The sequence below is a fragment of the Stappia sp. WLB 29 genome, assembly GCF_023507705.1.
In the GTDB taxonomy this organism is placed as follows: domain Bacteria; phylum Pseudomonadota; class Alphaproteobacteria; order Rhizobiales; family Stappiaceae; genus Stappia.
Window position 1 is genome coordinate 16,316 of sequence record NZ_JALBGD010000011.1, and the last position, 15,339, is coordinate 31,654.

Genomic DNA, 15,339 nt, shown 5'->3' on the forward strand with positions numbered 1-15,339 from the left:
CTGAATTCGGGCGCGGCACCGCCGCGCCCGAATTCTCTATTCCGCAGCGCCGAGCTCCGCGTCCCTGCCGAGGCAGCTCTGCCTGCTGCGCATCTTCAGCTTGTGCGACACCTCGACGATGGCACGGATCGCCGGCAGCAGTTCCGAGCCAAGATCGGTCAGCGAATATTCCACCGACGGCGGCGATGTCGGGCGCACGGCGCGCGCGACCACACCCTTCTTTTCCAGATCTCTGAGCCGTGCAGTCAGCACCTTTGCCGAGACGGCCGGAATGTCCAGCCGCAACTCGGAGAACCGACGCGGTCCGGCCGCCAGGCACCAGATCACGTTCGGTGTCCATGCGCCTTTCAGGATTTCCATGCAGTGGCTGAGCGGGCAGCCCTCCGGCGGCGGAGGGCTTTGGTTCTTTCGGATCTTGAGGGCCATGCCTGCCTTCCCCGACGAACGATGCCGGGTTCTTTTCCTGCACGCCAAAGCGAACGGGAACGGGTTACCAGTCGGAAATCTCATTCTCCCGTAACACAAGGTTTGCAGGTTTACAAAGGTAACCAAAGCTTCCTAGATGCCGAAGACGCTGCGATCAACCGTAGCAACATGTTCCGCTCCGGATACAACCGGGCGGCCAGACATATGAGAGCATTGAAAACATGAAGCTCTACTACAAGCCGGGCGCCTGCTCGCTCGCCACTCATATCGTCCTCAACGAGTTGGGCCTGTCCTTCGACGTGGAAAGCGTCGATACGGCCGCCAAGAAGACGGCGGGTGGGCGCGACTTCCTCGAGATCAACCCGGACGGCTACGTTCCCGCGCTGGAGCTGGACAACGGCACCGTGCTGACCGAGGGCGCCGCTATCCTGCAATATCTTGCAGACCAGCACCCGGCTTCCGGCCTGGCACCCGCGCCCGGCTCCTGGGAGCGCACCCAGCTGCACCAGCACCTGAACTTCATCTCTGCCGAACTGCACAAGTCCTTCGGGCCGCTGTTCCTGGGTGCGGAAGGTGCCGCCCGCGATGCGGCAGTCGAGAAGGTGCTCAAGCGGATCGCACATTTCGAGCCGATCTTCGCCGACGGCCGTACCTACCTGATGGGCGACGTGTTCTCGGTCGCCGATGCCTATCTCTTCACCGTGCTGAACTGGACCGGTTTCGTCGGGATCTCGCTCGACGAGTTTCCGAATGTGAAGGCCTTCCAAGCACGCGCCGGGGGCCGCGCGGCCGCCCGCCATGCGCTGGAGCGCGAGGGCCTGCTGAAGGCCGCCTGAACGGACGGTTTCCTGCAAGCGTATCGGAGCGGCGGGCGGATTGCCTGCCCGTCGCGTCCGGCAAGGTCAGGATCGGGGCACTCTGATGACACCCAGCAAAACCGCGGATTTCACCGCCATTCTCGAGCTATGCAGGCGCTATCACGATGCCCTGCATCGCAGCGATGCGGAGCTGCTCGGCAGCCTGTTCCATGAAAATGCCCTCTACGCGGCAACGACCGACGGCGACGTCCGCTTCTGGAGCATGGAGCATTATCTGCCGGTCGTCGCAGGACGCCCCGCGCCTGCCTCACGCGGCGAAGCGGCGGACGGCGAAGTCGTCGCCATCACCTTCGCGGGCCCCAATGCGGCATTGGCTCAGGTCCGCAGTTCCATCGGCGAGCGCTTCTTCACCGACTTCCTGTCGCTGGTAAAGATCGACAGGAACTGGCTGATCGCCGCCAAGGTGTTCGATTACATCACCAAGCCACGCGACGCGGCCGCCTGACACCAACGAGGTACCCATGCCCTACGTGAACATCAAGGTGACCCGCGAAGGCGTCACCCGCGAGCAGAAAGCCCGGCTGATCGCGGGCGTCACCGATCTTCTCATCGAGGTGCTCGACAAGGATCCCGCAACCACCTTCGTCGTGATCGACGAGGTCGATCTGGAGAACTGGGGGATAGCCGGCGTGCAGACGGACGTCTTCCGAGCCCGAAAGAGGGCCACCTCACCGCAGTGACTGCCGACCGCACCGCTAGTCGCGGCCGAGCAGCGGCGCCAGCGCCTCGACCAAGTGGGGCGACAGCATTTCGGCGCCGCGAACCGTCAGGTGATTGGAGTCGAAATAGAGTGGCTCATCGCCGGCCGCGATCTTGCAGGCACCGGCGGCACCGCACAGCCCGTCGAGCGGATCGACCACGCGCCAGTCGTGGCGCTCGGTCGCCCGGTTCAGCGCGGCGCGGGTGGCCTGTTGACGAAGGAGCGCGCCACTGCGATCCGGCCCGGCAGGCTCGGCAAAGCCGAAACGCTCCGACACGGCGATCGCCGACGGCACATTGATGCCAGGCTCCGGCACGGTGTGGACGAGGATCACCGGAATGCCGGCCTCATCAAACCGCGCGGCGAGAGCTTCGGCCGCTTCATCCAATGCCTTGAGACGCGCAAGGCGCTGTGCGTCCGATGGGGGCGGCGCAAAGCGAAGATCGACGCCCGTACCGCCTTCGGCGATGAGCGTCCAGCGCGCGACAAGGATCACCGCATCGGGGCGGACTGCGAGGATTTCGTCCAGCACCCGGGTCGTGAATTGCTGGCATGTGCCGTCCGGCTCGGAGCCCCCGATACGCGGATCGGCCAACGGTGGACAGCCGGCCTTGGCAACCAGAAGTCCGCCAATCTCAAGCTCGGCGAGCGCGGCATCGACACCCGGCGCCAGGGCGGCAGCGTGGGAGTCGCCCCAAAGGACCACCCTTGCGCGTCCCTCCCCCGCCCCCAATCGGCAAGGGCTGTCCGATTGCCCGCGTTCGGCAAGAACGAAACTATCGTCGCGCCAACGGCTCATACAGGCGAGGCGATCGCTTGTCCGCCACTCCTCGTTCGCCGCCATCAGCCCGGTAACGCGCGGCGGGATACGTTGCGGCAGGCCGTCGGTCGCCTCCACCACGGCGGTTATCGCCAGTGTCGCCAGCGAGAGACCAGTAAAAAGACCGAAGGCGCGAGCAGCCCCCTTGTGCCGCCAGCCCCGGACAGGCTGTTCGACGAAGCGCCAGGTCGCTGCAGACAGCACCGCCATCAGCAGGAGGAGCGAGGCCGTGGTTGTCGGCGCGGCGGGGTCGAACCCGAGGGTGCGGGCAAAGGCGATCACTGGCCAGTGCCAAAGATAGAGCGAATAAGAGACAAGGCCGACCGCGATGCAGACCGGCCAGCGCAAGGCGGCAGTCACACGGGGTTGGCCGCCGGCACCGGACATGATGATGAGCCCGCCCCCCAGGCAAGGAAGCAGTGCCCAGCCCCCGGGGTAAGCCAATTCCTCGGACAGCAGGACGAACGATACTGCGATCATGGCAAGGCCGAGGGCGCCGGCGACTTCACGCTGTGGCTGCGAAAGCCTTGTGCCCGCTCCCGATATGGCGAGCAGCGCACCGATCATCAGTTCGAAGGCCCGCGTATGCGGCATGAAGAAGCCCGCTCGCGGCGCCAGTACGGCCATCGCGATGCTGGCAACAAGTGAGGCTGCGCCGAGCACAAGAACCAGCAACAGAGCCTTGCGTGCGGATGGTCCGGCAAAGCGTACCAGCAGCATCAGGAGCAGCGGGAAGACGACGTAGAACTGCTCCTCGACCGCCAGCGACCAGAGATGCAGCAGGTGATCCTGTTCGGAGGCCTGGTCGAAATAGTCGATCCGCTGGGCAAACCAGAAATTGGCGGCGAAGAGCACGGAAGCCCGTGCAGACATGGAGAACGCATCGAACTCCACCGGCATCAGCACGAGAGCCGCGACGAGGAAGCTTGCGGCAAGCACCAGATAATAGGCCGGCAGGATGCGCAGGATACGCCGCTGGTAGAAGGTCTTGAGGGTGAAACGTCCGGCCGCGAGCTCCGTCCAGACGATGCCGGTGATCAGGTAACCCGAGATGACGAAGAAGATGTCGACGCCGGCAAAGCCGCCAGGCAGCCAGTCCGAATTGAGGTGGAACACCACCACCGACAGGACGGCCACGGCACGAAGGCCATCAATATCCGGTCGGTAGGCAGCAGGTGTCACGGCGGCGGACGCGTCCCGTTCGTTGGTCCGGCTGTCTATTTCACATGGAGCAAGGCAGCACAAGCGTACGTCTAGAACCCTTTGAAGATTGCGATCTCGCTGACCGGAGCGCGGTCACTCCTCCAGCGGTTGACCGGCGCCGCAGCATCCGCGTGCCCAAGCGCTATGGCGCAGAACAGCATGTGTTCGGTGTCCGGCCGAAGATGGCGCGCGACCGTTCCGTGCCACTGCGCCCAGGCTTCCTGGGCGCAGGTGTGGAGCCCATGCGCACGGGCCGCCAACATCACCGACTGCAGGAACATCCCGCAATCGGCCCATTGCGGCGGTCCCATCGAGCGGTCCAGATAGATGAAAAGGCCGACCGGCGCCCCGAAAAGGCGGAAGTTCCTGCGGAACTGGCGGCCGCGCCCCGCCTTGTCCTCGCGGGAGACCCCAAGCGCAGAATAGAGCGCTTCCCCCACCTGGAACCGGCGAGAGGCATAAGGCTCCTTCAGGTCTGCGGGATAGATGCGGTACTCCGGCGTCTCGCCGCGCGGCATCTCCTGCATCATTGCCTCGACATCGTCGAGAAGAGCAGCCAGGGGTTCGCCCGTCAGCGCATGGACGTACCAGGGCTGAAGGTTGCCGCCCGAAGGGGCACGGCCGGCAGCGACGAGAATCTCGCGCACGATACGCTCCGGCACCGGATCGGGACGGAATGCACGACAGGAATAGCGGCTGTCGAGCGCATCGAGAACGTTCATCGCAAAGGCGCTCCGAGGGAAGGGTGACTTGGCGCGCCACCCTGCCCTTACCGCCCGATGCGTTCAAGGGCCCCTGAGAAAACTGCGGAGCCGGTCACACCGGCAAGATGGCCGTTCCCTCGATCTCCACCTTGGCCTCCGGTTCGACCAGAGCAACCACCTGAACCACCGCCATGGCCGGGTAGTTGCGGCCCATGACCGCGCGATAGACGGGGCCCAGTTCCTTCAGGCAGTCACGGTAAGCGTCGATGTCGGTAACGTACCAGGTCAGCCGGGCGATATGCTCCGGACCGCCTCCGGCCGCGCCGACGACCGCCACGACATTTTCAAGCGTCTGGCGAATCTGGCCAAGGAAGTCAGGCGGGAAGATGCCGTCCGGCGTCCAGCCGATCTGGCCGCCGGTCAACACCATCCGCCCTTCGCCGGCCATGCCGTTGGCATAGCCCTTCGGGATGGGCCAACCTTCCGGCTGCAGGGCCGCGAGCGGCGAAGGTACGGAGGCACGCGCGGGCATTGCGGTGGCGGTGTCGGCTGTCTTGCTCATTGGGTCTTCCAGGTCCCGATCTTCAATTGTTCGCGTTCAAGACGCGGCGGATCTTGCGGCCGGCGGTTCGCCTTCTCCCGCAGCCAGTTCGCGCAGAGCGAAACGCTGCAGCTTGCCGGTTTCGGTGCGCGGCAGCGCGGTGACGAACTCGATGGCTCGCGGATACTTGTAAGGGGCGAGTTCCGCCTTGATGTAGTCCTGCAGCGTCTTGATCAGGGCCGCATCGCCTGTAACGCCCGGCTTCAGCACCACATAGGCCTTGACGATGCGGCCGCGGTCCGGGTCCGGCGCGCCCACCACACCGCATTCGGCAACCGCCGGATGGGCGAGCAGCGTACCCTCCACCTCAGGACCGGCGATGTTGTAGCCCGACGAGACGATCATGTCGTCGGAGCGCGCCTGGTACCAGAAGTAGCCATCGGCGTCGCGAATATAGGTGTCGCCCGTGACGTTCCATCCATCGATCACATAGGCGGCCTGGCGATCGTCGGCGAGATAGCGGCAGCCGGTGGGGCCGCGTACCGCGAGCCGCCCGGGCATGCCGTCCGACACCTCCTTGCCGTCGGCCCCGATGACCTTCGCCTCATAGCCGGGCACGGGCTTGCCGGTTGCACCGGGACGCACCTCGTCCTCGCGAGCGGCAATGAAGATGTGCAGCATCTCCGTCGCGCCGATGCCATCGAGAATACGGATGCCGGTCGCAGCGAGCCAGTCGTCCCAGGTCGCCTTGGGCAGCGCCTCTCCGGCCGACACGCATTTGCGCAAGGAGGAAAGATCCGCATCGCCCTTCTTGGCAAGGATCGCGCGGTAGGCGGTCGGTGCGGTGAACATCACCGTCGGCCGCATCTCCGGGATCGCCTTCAGCAGATCGTCGGGGCCTGCCCGCTCCAGCAGGATGGCCGTCGCGCCGACGCGGAAGGGAAACAGGACAAGGCCGCCGAGACCGAAGGTGAAGGCGAGCGGCGGCGAGCCGATGAACACGTCGCTTTCCTGAGGCCGCAGCACTTCGCGCGAATAGCAGTCGCAGATCGCCAGCATGTCGCGGTGGAAGTGCATCGTCGCCTTCGGGACGCCCGTCGTGCCGGAGGTGAAGCCGAGCAGGCAGACATCATCCGAGGCAGTGTCGCAGGCCGTGAAATCCGGGGAAGCGGCCTCCATGCGGCGCTCCAGCGAGCCTTCGTCGCCGCTGCCGGCATAGAGGATCGTCTTCAGCCTGTCGGTGCGGCCGCGGGTCAGCTCCATCTCCTCGGCGAGGCGATGGTCGCAGACTGCGAGCGACAACTCGGCCTTGTCGACGATGACGGCGAGCTCCTTGGCGCGCAGCAGCGGCATGGTGGCGACGACAATGCCGCCAGCCTTCAGGATCGCGAAGTAGACCGCCGTCATCATCGGTGTATTGGGAAAGCGCAGGAGCACGCGGTTGCCCGGCTGCAGGCCGAAATCGGCCACCAGCACATTGGCGATCCGGTTCACCTTTTCGGCGAGTTCGCCGTAGGTCCAGCGCTCGGTCGGGGAAACAAGCGCCAGCTTGTTGCCGCGGCCTTCCGCGACGTTCTTGTCGATCAACTCGACTGCACAGTTCATCCGCTCGGGATAGCCGAGCTTCTCCAGATTGATGAAATCGGGCCAGAGCTCACGCGGTGGCAGATTGTCCGCCGCGAAGGTGTCGGTGTGGGCTGAGCGGGCCATTCGGCACTCCTGTGGAAGGTTGGGGCGGCCGGTTTCCGGCGCGTTTTATGGTCGTCATTCGGCCGCTGCAGCGGAAGAGCGGCGAGCGGCATGGTCGGCGATCGCCTGACGCGCGATCACGATCTTCTGGATTTCGGTAGCGCCCTCGTAGATGCGCAGGGCACGCACGTCGCGGTAGAGTTCTTCCATCTTGCAGCCGACGCGCACGCCATGGCCGCCGTGGAGCTGAACCGCACGGTCCACCACCTTCTGGGCGTTCTCGGTCGCCACCATCTTGGCGAGCGCCGCCTCGCGCGTTACCCGCGGCGCGCCCATGTCCTTGGTCCAGGCGGCGCGATAGACAAGAAGCGCCGCTGCATCGACGTCGGCGACCATGTCGGCGAGCGCCCCTTGCGTCAGTTGGAGGTCGGCGAGCGGTGCCCCGAAGAGCTTGCGGCGGGTGGTGTGCTCCAGCGTGTCGGCCAGTGCCCGCCGCGCAAAGCCGAGCGCGGCTGCGCCAACGGTCGAGCGGAAGATGTCGAGCGTGGCCATCGCGACCTTGAAGCCCTCGCCCGGCCGGCCGAGACGCACCGAAACCGGCACGCGAACGTCATCGAAGGACAGGGTCGCCAACGGATGCGGCGCCACGGTGTCGATGCGCTCCTTGACCGAGAACCCGACTGCATCGGCATCCACCACGAAGGCCGACAGTCCACGGGCGCCCGGTGCTTCGCCGGTGCGGGCGAAAACGACGTAGTGGTCGGCGATGCCGCCGTTCGAGATCCACGTTTTCTCGCCGGCGATGCGGACATGATCCGGCCCGTCAGCCTCGGCGACCGTCGCAAGGGCTGCCACATCCGATCCGGCCTCCGGCTCGGACAGGGCGAAGGCTGCAATCTTCTCCCCGCGCATGACCGGCGGCAGGTAGCGGTCCTTCAACTCGTCGGAGCCGGCAAGCGTGATCGAGCCCGTTCCCAGCCCCTGCATGGCGAAGGCAAAATCGGCGAGACCGTTGTAGCGGGCCAGCGTTTCCCGGGCGATGCACAGGCTGCGAACGTCCAGCCGCTCATGCAGGCCGCCATGGGAGGCCGGCACGGCCGCACGCAGCAGGCCTGCCTTGCCGAGTGCTGCGACCAGCCGGCGGCAGGAACCGTCGACGTCGTGATGGTCGGCAAGGCCGGCGACCTCGGCTGCGGCAAAGGCCTCCACCCGCGCGGCAAAGGCCCGATGTCCGTCGTCGAAAAACGGCCAGTCGAGAAAGCTCAGGTCGGTCATCGCATCCTCCTCCTCAACGACGGCGCGTCAATTGCCCTCGAAGACGGGCTTCTGCTTCGCTGCGAATGCCTCGAACGCCCGGCGATAGTCCTCTGTCTTCATGCACACCGCCTGCGCCAGCGCCTCGGCCTCGATGGCCTGGTCGACCGACATGTCCCACTCCATGTGGAGCATGCGCTTGGTCATGGCGTTGGCGAAGGTCGGGCCGGCGGACAGGCTGTCGGCGAGCGCCTTTGCCTCATCGAGAACTGTTTCGGACGACGCCAGACGGTTGAAGAAGCCCCAACGCTCGGCCTCCTCGCCGCTCATGACGCGGCCGGTATAAAGAAGTTCCGAGGCACGCCCCTGCCCTATGATCCTCGGCAGGATGGCGCATGCCCCCATGTCGCAGCCGGCAAGGCCGACCCGGTTGAACAGGAATGCGACCTTGGCACCTGCCGTTCCCACGCGCAGGTCCGACGCCATGGCGACGATGGCGCCGGCGCCGACACAGATGCCGTCGATGGCCGCGACGATCGGCTGCGGGCACGCGCGCATCGCCTTGACCAGTTCGCCTGTCATGCGGGTGAACTGCAGCAGCCCAGGCATGTCGCGCGACAGGAGCGGCTCGATGATCTCGAAGACGTCGCCGCCCGAGCAGAAATTGCCGCCGGCACCGGTGACGACCACCGTCTTCACTTCCTCGTCGAACTGCAGGGCGCGGAACAGGTCGCGCAGCTCCGCATAGGAATGGAAGGTGAGCGGGTTCTTGCGCTCCGGGCGGTTCAGCGTGATCACCGCCGTCTTGCCGTCCACGTCGAGGCGGAAGTGGGTCGGCTGATACTCCCGCACGGGCAGCGTAATCGAATAGGTCTCCTGCGCGCCAGCGGGCGGGGCGGAAACGGCGGCATCAGCCATTGGACGGCTCCTTGTCGGTGGAAGTCGTTGTGCGTGTCGGGTCGGCGGCAGTGCGCGCCGATGTCTTCGCCCGTCCCAACAGGCGCATCAGGTCGTCGATGTCGGCATCGGACAGATCAGCGAACAGATCGCCGATCCAGTCGCCATGGGCATGCGCCATCGCCTCGAAGCCGGAGCGCCCTTCCGGCGTCAGGCTGACGAGAGCCGAGCGCCGGTCCCCTGGCGCCGGGCGGCGCTCGACAAGCCCATCTTGGACGAGACGTTCGACAAGGCCCGTGACGTTGCCGGCTGAGACCATCATGCGCCGGGACAAATCGCCAAGAGTCAGCCCTTCGGGCGCCTTTTCCAGCTGTGCCATCAAGTCGAACCGCGGCAGCGTCACATCGAACTCACCGCGCAGCCGCGAGCGGATCTCGCTTTCGATCAGGTTCGTCAGGGTCAGCAGGCGCAGCCAGAGACGCAGCTCCGCACGATGGTCGTCGCCGTGCACGCGGGTTTCCGCGTCGAGCAGGATCGCGGCGGCGTCCGCCCCACTCTCCGTCATGCCGCCATTTCCGCTCTCGTCCATCTGCGCGCCCTCACATCACCTCGCCGCCGGCGACCGCGATCGCCTGCCCCGTCACCGAACGGGCTGACTCTCCCGCAAGCCAGGCAACCGTGTCGGCCACTTCATCCGGGTCGATCAGCCGCTTCTGCGGATTGTCGCGAACCATGTCGGCGATGATGTCCGCCTCTTCGCGGCCCGTCTTTTCGCGGATCTTAGCAACGCTCTCGCGCACCAGATCGGTATCGGCAAACCCCGGGCAGACCGCATTGATGGTCACGCCGGTTTCGGCCGTTTCCAGCGCAAGAGAGCGAGTCAGGCCGATTACCGCATGCTTGGCGGAAACATAGGCCGAGACATAGCGGTAGCCCTTGAGCCCGGCGGTGGAGGCGACGTTGACGATGCGCCCCTCCCGGGCCTCGACCATGCCGGGCAGGACCGCATGGCAGGCGTTCACAATGCTCATCAGGTTAACGGAGAACATCCGTTCGAAGCGCTCGGGCGACGTCTTGAGGAAGGGAGCGCTCTCCGCCTGCCCCGCGTTGTTGACGAGGATGGAGATCCGACCGTGCTCCGCCTCGGCCTTGCGAAGCACTTCCGTCAAGGCGTCCCGGTCGGTGACATCGGCGGCGGCAAAACCCGTAGCACCGATCTCCTGCGCCGTTGCAGCAGCCCGCTCGGCATTGCGGCCAAGGATGGTGACGGACGCGCCGCCGGCGATCAGCCGGCGGGCGATGGCAAGCCCGATACCGCGCGTTCCCCCGGTTACCAGGGCGTGACGGCCGTGAAACGGAGCCTCTTTCGCCATGCCTCTCCCCGAAATTTTCCGGTCTTTGCCGCACCACCAGAACGGCGTTGCGTCCCGAATTATTTTAAGCTTAAAATATCTGCGAGGGGGACGCAAGCGCATCCATGCGGCGACCCGATACCGGCGGCACGCCGGCCCGACGGGAGGCCAGCGGAGATCCAGCCGGCGGCGATGTCCCGCAAACCGAGAACGGACAGGGAAGGATCTGGTCATGCGTATCGAGGTCATCGGCGGCGGCCCGGCGGGGCTCTATTTCGCGATCCTCATGAAGAAGGCGCGCCCGTCGGCCCGCATCACCGTGCACGAGCGCAACCGGGCGGACGACACGTTCGGCTTCGGCGTGGTGTTTTCCGACCAGACGCTGGAAACCTTCGAGAAATACGACCGCGAGAGCTATCGCGCGATCACCGAGAACTTCGCCTACTGGGACGACATCGCAATCCACTACAAGGACGCGAGCTTCCGGATCGGCGGCAACGGCTTCTGCGGCTGCTCCCGCCGCACGCTTCTGTTGCTCCTGCAGGAGCGCGCCCGCGAGCTGGGCGTCGAGATGCACTTCCAGGCGGACGTGCCGGGTATCGAACAGTTCCCCGACGCCGACCTGATCGTCGCCGCCGACGGTATCAATTCGGCCGTGCGCGAGGCGCATCGGGACCATTTCCGCCCCTCTGTCGACCTGCGCCCCAACAAGTTCACGTGGATGGGCTCCACCAAGCCGCTCGACGCCTTCACCTTCTACTTCAAGGAAACCGAGCACGGCATCTTCATCGCCCACACCTACCAGTACGAGCCGGGCCGCTCGACCTGGGTCCTGGAGACCGATCCGGAAACCTTCGAGAAGGCCGGGATCGGCGCGATGTCGGAGCAGGAATCCGCAGATTGCCTGGAAGGCGTGTTCGCCGAGGAACTCGATGGCCACAAGCTGCTGATCAACCGCTCGATGTGGCGCAACTTCCCGATGATCCGCAACGCCCGCACGACGATGGGCAATGTGGTGCTGCTGGGCGATGCCAAGTCGACGGCGCACTTCTCCATCGGCTCCGGCACCAAGCTGGCCATGGAGGACGCCATCGCGCTCTACGAGAGCGTCATGCGCAAGCCGAGCATTGCTGACGCCCTTGCCGACTTCGAGGAAACGCGCCGCGAAGAGGTAGAGAAGACCCAGCACGCGGCCGACGTGTCGCTGGTGTGGTTCGAGCACGTGAAGCGCTACTGGCACATGGATCCGGTCACCTTCGCCTTCGGTGTGATGACTCGATCCAAGGCGATCACCTACGACAACCTGGAGCTGCGCGCGCCCGACTTCGTGGCGGCCGCAACCCGCGCCTTTGCTGAGAAGGTCAAGGCGTCCGGGCTCGACGTCGACACGCAGAACCCGACGGTTCCCGCATTCCAGCCGCTGCGCCTGCGCGAGATGCAGGTCTCGAACCGCTTCGTCGTCTCGCCGATGTGCATGTATTCCGCGGTCGACGGCATGCCGCAGGACTTCCACCTCGTCCACTACGGCTCGCGCGCTATGGGCGGCGCCGGCCTCGTCTTCACCGAGATGACCTGCGTTTCGCCGACCGCGCGCATTACGCCTGGCTGCGCCGGCCTGTGGACCGACGAGCAGCAGAGCGCATGGACGCGGATCGTCGACTTCGTCCACGGTCAGTCGGATGCGAAAATCTGCCTGCAGCTCGGCCATGCCGGGCGCAAGGGGGCCTCGAAGCTGATGTGGGAGGGCATGGACCGCCCGCTGCCCGAAGGCGAAGCCTGGCCGATTCTGTCGGCGTCTGCCCTGCCCTACTATCCGGACAGCCAGACGCCCAAGGCGATGAACCGCGCGGACATGGATGCGGTGAAGGCGGATTTCGTCGCCGCCGTCGAGCGGGCAATCGCCTGCGGCTTCGACATGATCGAGCTGCACTGCGCGCACGGCTACCTGCTGGCAAGCTTCCTCTCGCCGGTCACCAACCAGCGTGACGACGAGTATGGCGGCTCCATCGAGAACCGCCTACGCTATCCGCTGGAGGTGTTCGAAGCGATGCGGGCGGCCTGGCCGCAGCACAAGCCGATGTCGGTGCGCGTCTCGGCGACGGATTGGATCGAGGGCGGCATCACCGGCGACGACAGCGTCGTGATCGCCCGCGCCTTCGCTCAGGCCGGAGCCGATCTCATCGACGTCTCCACCGGACAGACCAGCCCGGCGAGCTCACCGGTCTACGGCCGCATGTTCCAGACGTCCTTCGCCGACCAGATCCGCAACGAGGCCGAGATCGCCACCATGGCGGTCGGCGCCATCACCTCGGCGGACCAGGCCAACACGATCCTGGCGGCTGGGCGTGCGGACCTGATCGCGCTCGGACGGCCGCATCTGGCGGACCCGTCCTTCACCCTGCGCGCGGCGGGCGACTATGGCGTCGGCGACATCTTCGCGCCGAAGCAGTACCAGCCGGGCAAGTTCCAGCTGCTGCGCAATGCCGAGCGTGCTCGCGAGGAATTGAAGGAACTGAAGCTCAAGGCGAAGCCGAAGACGCACAACCCGGCCTACCGCGAAGCCGCGGAATAGGAAGGGAAAACCGCCAAGCCGATATCAGGGCGCGACCTGCGGCAGCAGGCCGCGCCCTTTGCAATCGCACTTGTGCGACTCGGCGCCCGGGAGTAAGCAGTCGCGCAAGTCTTCTCCTTTCCGGACATCACACCGTGGATCAAAGTATCCGTCGGACCAGCGCCGATGCGGCCGCAAACGCGGCCGGGTCGAGCCGGCTGGTCGTGCTGGACGCCCTGCGCGGCCTTGCGGCCCTCGGCATCCTGTGGCGCAACATCTTCGTCTTCGGCATGCCGGCGGTCGCCTTCTCCCTGCCCGAGGAATGGGGCGAGGCCGTCGTCTCGAACGTCGCTTCCTGGCTGTTCGTCGTCATCTTCGTCGACGGAACCATGCGCGGGCTGTTCTCGCTGATCTTCGGTGCGACGGCGATCCTGTTGATGGAGCGGCACGCCCGCGATCCGGGAGGACTGCTGGCTGCCGATCTTTATTTCCGCCGACTGATGTGGCTGATCGCCTTCGGCATCATCCATGGATACCTGCTGCTGTGGCCGCATGACGTGCTCTACGTCTACGGACTTCTGGGCATGTTTCTCTTCGTCTTCCGCAATCTGTCGGGCCGCAAGCTGCTGGCCATCGCCCTAGTGGTCTTCGCCATTTCCTCCCTGAAGGATGGGACGGGCCTGTCGCTCGACCAGATCTCGAGCGATGCGTTCGAGGCGGCCCAGAGCGAGCAGGTGCTGCCGGACGAGGGTACCGACGCGCAGCCGGATGGCGCCGGCCAGCCCCCGTTGGCCCCGCCCCAGGACAACGCGCAGCAGGAAGCGGAACAGCAGGAGAGCGAGGACGAGGCGGCTATGTTCGAGGAGCTGGAGCGCATGGCTCTGGCGGAGATGGACGAACGCCTTGCCGGCTATACCGAAGTGGTTCGCAACCTTGCTCCCGAGACATTCCAGGAGCAGACGACGCTGTTCTTCACCGACCACATCCTCGATGTCGGCGCGATGATGTTCTTCGGCATGGCGCTCTATCGACTGGGAGCCTTCTCGGGCGGGTGGAGCACCGGGCAATACGCGGCGTTGGCTCTCGCCGGCCTTTCGGGCGGCATCTTCCTCGGTTTCTTGGTCCATGGCACCAACGCGATCCCCGGGTTCGAGAGCTGGTCGCTCGGATCGTGGGATGCCTATTTTTACAATCTTCGGCGACTGCTGATCGGCCTGGGCCTGATCGGCCTGGCCAATCTGCTGGCGCGCAGCGGCGCGGGACGGGTCCTGCTCGCACCCTTCGTGGCGGTCGGCAAGATCCCCCTCACGGTCTATATCGGCCAGACCGTGATCTGCGGCATCGTGTTCTACGGCTTCGGTTTCGGCCTGTTCGGATCGATGGAGCACCATCAGCTTCTGATGATCGCGCTCGGCATCAACGTCGCGCAGATCCTCTTCGCCCTCGCCTGGCAGCGCACAGGGCATCAGGGTCCGCTCGAATGGCTGCTGCGCTGGCTGGTCCAGCAAGGGCCGCAGGCATCCACGGGCGCTAACCGGAAGGCCTGAGGCAGGCCGGACAGTCAGTCGCAATCCCGACGCGACGAAACGCCAACACCGCCCTGCTGTCCGCCTCCCACGACGATGCCTGTGGACCGGCAGCGCTCCCGGCGGGTCAGCGGACGCGGTTCTCCGGCCATGCAGGCGGCATAGGCCTTGTCGAAGGCTGCCTGCCACGCCTCTACGTCCACCCGGCCAAGCCCCTGTAGCGCGACAATGCCGCCGGCGGTCCGCGCGCCGCGCGCGGCGCCTCCAGGGCTCCAGCCCGTGCCGAAACGGTCGCGTCCTGCGAGACCGCCGACGATGGCGCCGTCGATGCCGGCCGCGGCAACATCGTCCGCATCCGGCCCTCTCGGCGTGTCCTGATCGGCAAAGTCGGATGCCATGTCGATACAGGCTTGCGAGCGAGTCGGATCGACCGGTTCCGGACCGGAATCAGCGCGGCCCGCCGGCGGCATCGACAACAGGCAGGCAAAAGCGCCGGCAAGCACCACGGCACGCGTGCCTGTCTTCCCTCTCCCGTACCATGCCGCCATCTTCACCGCTCCTTGGGCTGCCTGCCCCCACAAATTGCCTGCCGGAAACATCTTGGAGCCTATTCGGTTTCCGCTTTCCGCATGCTTAACTTGCGCGTCCGTGCATGATGGGGCTTCACAGAGGAAATATTTTAGGCTTAAAATATTTCCTGGCCGCCGGGAGAGCGGAAGCGGCGGAACAGCCGCGATAACGACCATATGCCATCCAGATGCACGCAGGGGCCGCAGGGCCTCGATGCGGGCGGTCCTG

At 65.7% G+C, this 15,339-nt stretch carries 15 protein-coding genes; 5 read left to right on the forward strand and 10 right to left on the reverse strand.

The window, feature by feature from the left end:
• Nucleotides 1-36: 36 nt before the first annotated feature.
• Nucleotides 37-426: a winged helix-turn-helix transcriptional regulator gene (locus tag MNI96_RS18350; RefSeq protein ID WP_249695524.1), complete on the reverse strand. Its 390-nt coding sequence runs from the start codon at nucleotides 424-426 to the stop codon at nucleotides 37-39.
• Between the two features lie 221 nt (nucleotides 427-647).
• Between MNI96_RS18350 and gstA the strand changes: the two genes are divergently transcribed.
• The 3 genes from gstA to MNI96_RS18365 all read left to right on the forward strand — a co-directional run bounded on the left by gstA (nucleotide 648) and on the right by MNI96_RS18365 (nucleotide 1,984).
• Nucleotides 648-1,262 carry a glutathione transferase GstA gene (gene gstA, locus MNI96_RS18355; protein WP_249695526.1) on the forward strand — a complete coding sequence of 205 codons (615 nt, stop codon included), beginning with the start codon at nucleotides 648-650 and terminating at the stop codon, nucleotides 1,260-1,262.
• A gap of 85 nt (nucleotides 1,263-1,347) precedes the next feature.
• Complete coding sequence (locus tag MNI96_RS18360) at nucleotides 1,348-1,749, forward strand: nuclear transport factor 2 family protein (RefSeq protein WP_249695527.1); 402 nt, start codon at nucleotides 1,348-1,350, stop codon at nucleotides 1,747-1,749.
• A 16-nt stretch (nucleotides 1,750-1,765) separates the two neighbouring features.
• Nucleotides 1,766-1,984 (forward strand): tautomerase family protein, encoded by a 219-nt coding sequence (locus MNI96_RS18365; RefSeq protein WP_249695529.1) that lies wholly within the window; start codon nucleotides 1,766-1,768, stop codon nucleotides 1,982-1,984.
• Nucleotides 1,985-1,999: 15 nt separating this feature from the next.
• On the opposite strand, the gene MNI96_RS18370 is transcribed toward MNI96_RS18365, so the two are convergent.
• The 8 genes from MNI96_RS18370 to MNI96_RS18405 all read right to left on the reverse strand — a co-directional run bounded on the left by MNI96_RS18370 (nucleotide 2,000) and on the right by MNI96_RS18405 (nucleotide 10,485).
• Nucleotides 2,000-4,006 (reverse strand): acyltransferase family protein, encoded by a 2,007-nt coding sequence (locus tag MNI96_RS18370; protein ID WP_249695532.1) that lies wholly within the window; start codon nucleotides 4,004-4,006, stop codon nucleotides 2,000-2,002.
• Nucleotides 4,007-4,077: 71 nt separating this feature from the next.
• Entirely contained in the window at nucleotides 4,078-4,749 is a 672-nt protein-coding gene (locus MNI96_RS18375; RefSeq protein WP_249695534.1) for a nitroreductase, read from the reverse strand.
• A gap of 94 nt (nucleotides 4,750-4,843) precedes the next feature.
• Nucleotides 4,844-5,293 carry a RidA family protein gene (locus MNI96_RS18380; protein WP_349629196.1) on the reverse strand — a complete coding sequence of 150 codons (450 nt, stop codon included), beginning with the start codon at nucleotides 5,291-5,293 and terminating at the stop codon, nucleotides 4,844-4,846.
• A 36-nt stretch (nucleotides 5,294-5,329) separates the two neighbouring features.
• Nucleotides 5,330-6,982 (reverse strand): benzoate-CoA ligase family protein, encoded by a 1,653-nt coding sequence (locus tag MNI96_RS18385; protein ID WP_249695536.1) that lies wholly within the window; start codon nucleotides 6,980-6,982, stop codon nucleotides 5,330-5,332.
• A gap of 54 nt (nucleotides 6,983-7,036) precedes the next feature.
• On the reverse strand, nucleotides 7,037-8,236 hold the full coding sequence (locus tag MNI96_RS18390; protein ID WP_249695538.1) for an acyl-CoA dehydrogenase family protein: 1,200 nt from the start codon (nucleotides 8,234-8,236) through the stop codon (nucleotides 7,037-7,039).
• A 27-nt stretch (nucleotides 8,237-8,263) separates the two neighbouring features.
• Nucleotides 8,264-9,133 (reverse strand): enoyl-CoA hydratase family protein, encoded by an 870-nt coding sequence (locus MNI96_RS18395; protein WP_249695540.1) that lies wholly within the window; start codon nucleotides 9,131-9,133, stop codon nucleotides 8,264-8,266.
• Nucleotides 9,126-9,677, reverse strand: coding sequence for a MarR family winged helix-turn-helix transcriptional regulator (locus MNI96_RS18400; RefSeq protein WP_158196352.1), 552 nt, complete (start codon nucleotides 9,675-9,677; stop codon nucleotides 9,126-9,128). The genes MNI96_RS18395 and MNI96_RS18400 overlap by 8 nt, the downstream gene beginning before the upstream one ends.
• Nucleotides 9,678-9,711: 34 nt before the next feature.
• The gene (locus tag MNI96_RS18405; RefSeq protein WP_249695542.1) at nucleotides 9,712-10,485 is read right to left on the reverse strand and encodes an SDR family NAD(P)-dependent oxidoreductase; all 774 of its coding nucleotides are present in this window, start codon (nucleotides 10,483-10,485) and stop codon (nucleotides 9,712-9,714) included.
• Nucleotides 10,486-10,696: 211 nt separating this feature from the next.
• Here MNI96_RS18405 and MNI96_RS18410 point away from each other — a divergent pair, with 211 nt between their 5' ends.
• Nucleotides 10,697-13,036 (forward strand): bifunctional salicylyl-CoA 5-hydroxylase/oxidoreductase, encoded by a 2,340-nt coding sequence (locus MNI96_RS18410; protein ID WP_249695544.1) that lies wholly within the window; start codon nucleotides 10,697-10,699, stop codon nucleotides 13,034-13,036.
• Between the two features lie 134 nt (nucleotides 13,037-13,170).
• Nucleotides 13,171-14,562 (forward strand): DUF418 domain-containing protein, encoded by a 1,392-nt coding sequence (locus MNI96_RS22030; protein ID WP_249695545.1) that lies wholly within the window; start codon nucleotides 13,171-13,173, stop codon nucleotides 14,560-14,562.
• A 14-nt stretch (nucleotides 14,563-14,576) separates the two neighbouring features.
• Here the strand turns inward: MNI96_RS22030 and MNI96_RS18420 are convergent, their stop codons facing one another.
• Complete coding sequence (locus MNI96_RS18420) at nucleotides 14,577-15,089, reverse strand: hypothetical protein (protein ID WP_249695547.1); 513 nt, start codon at nucleotides 15,087-15,089, stop codon at nucleotides 14,577-14,579.
• Between the last annotated feature and the right edge of the window lie 250 nt (nucleotides 15,090-15,339).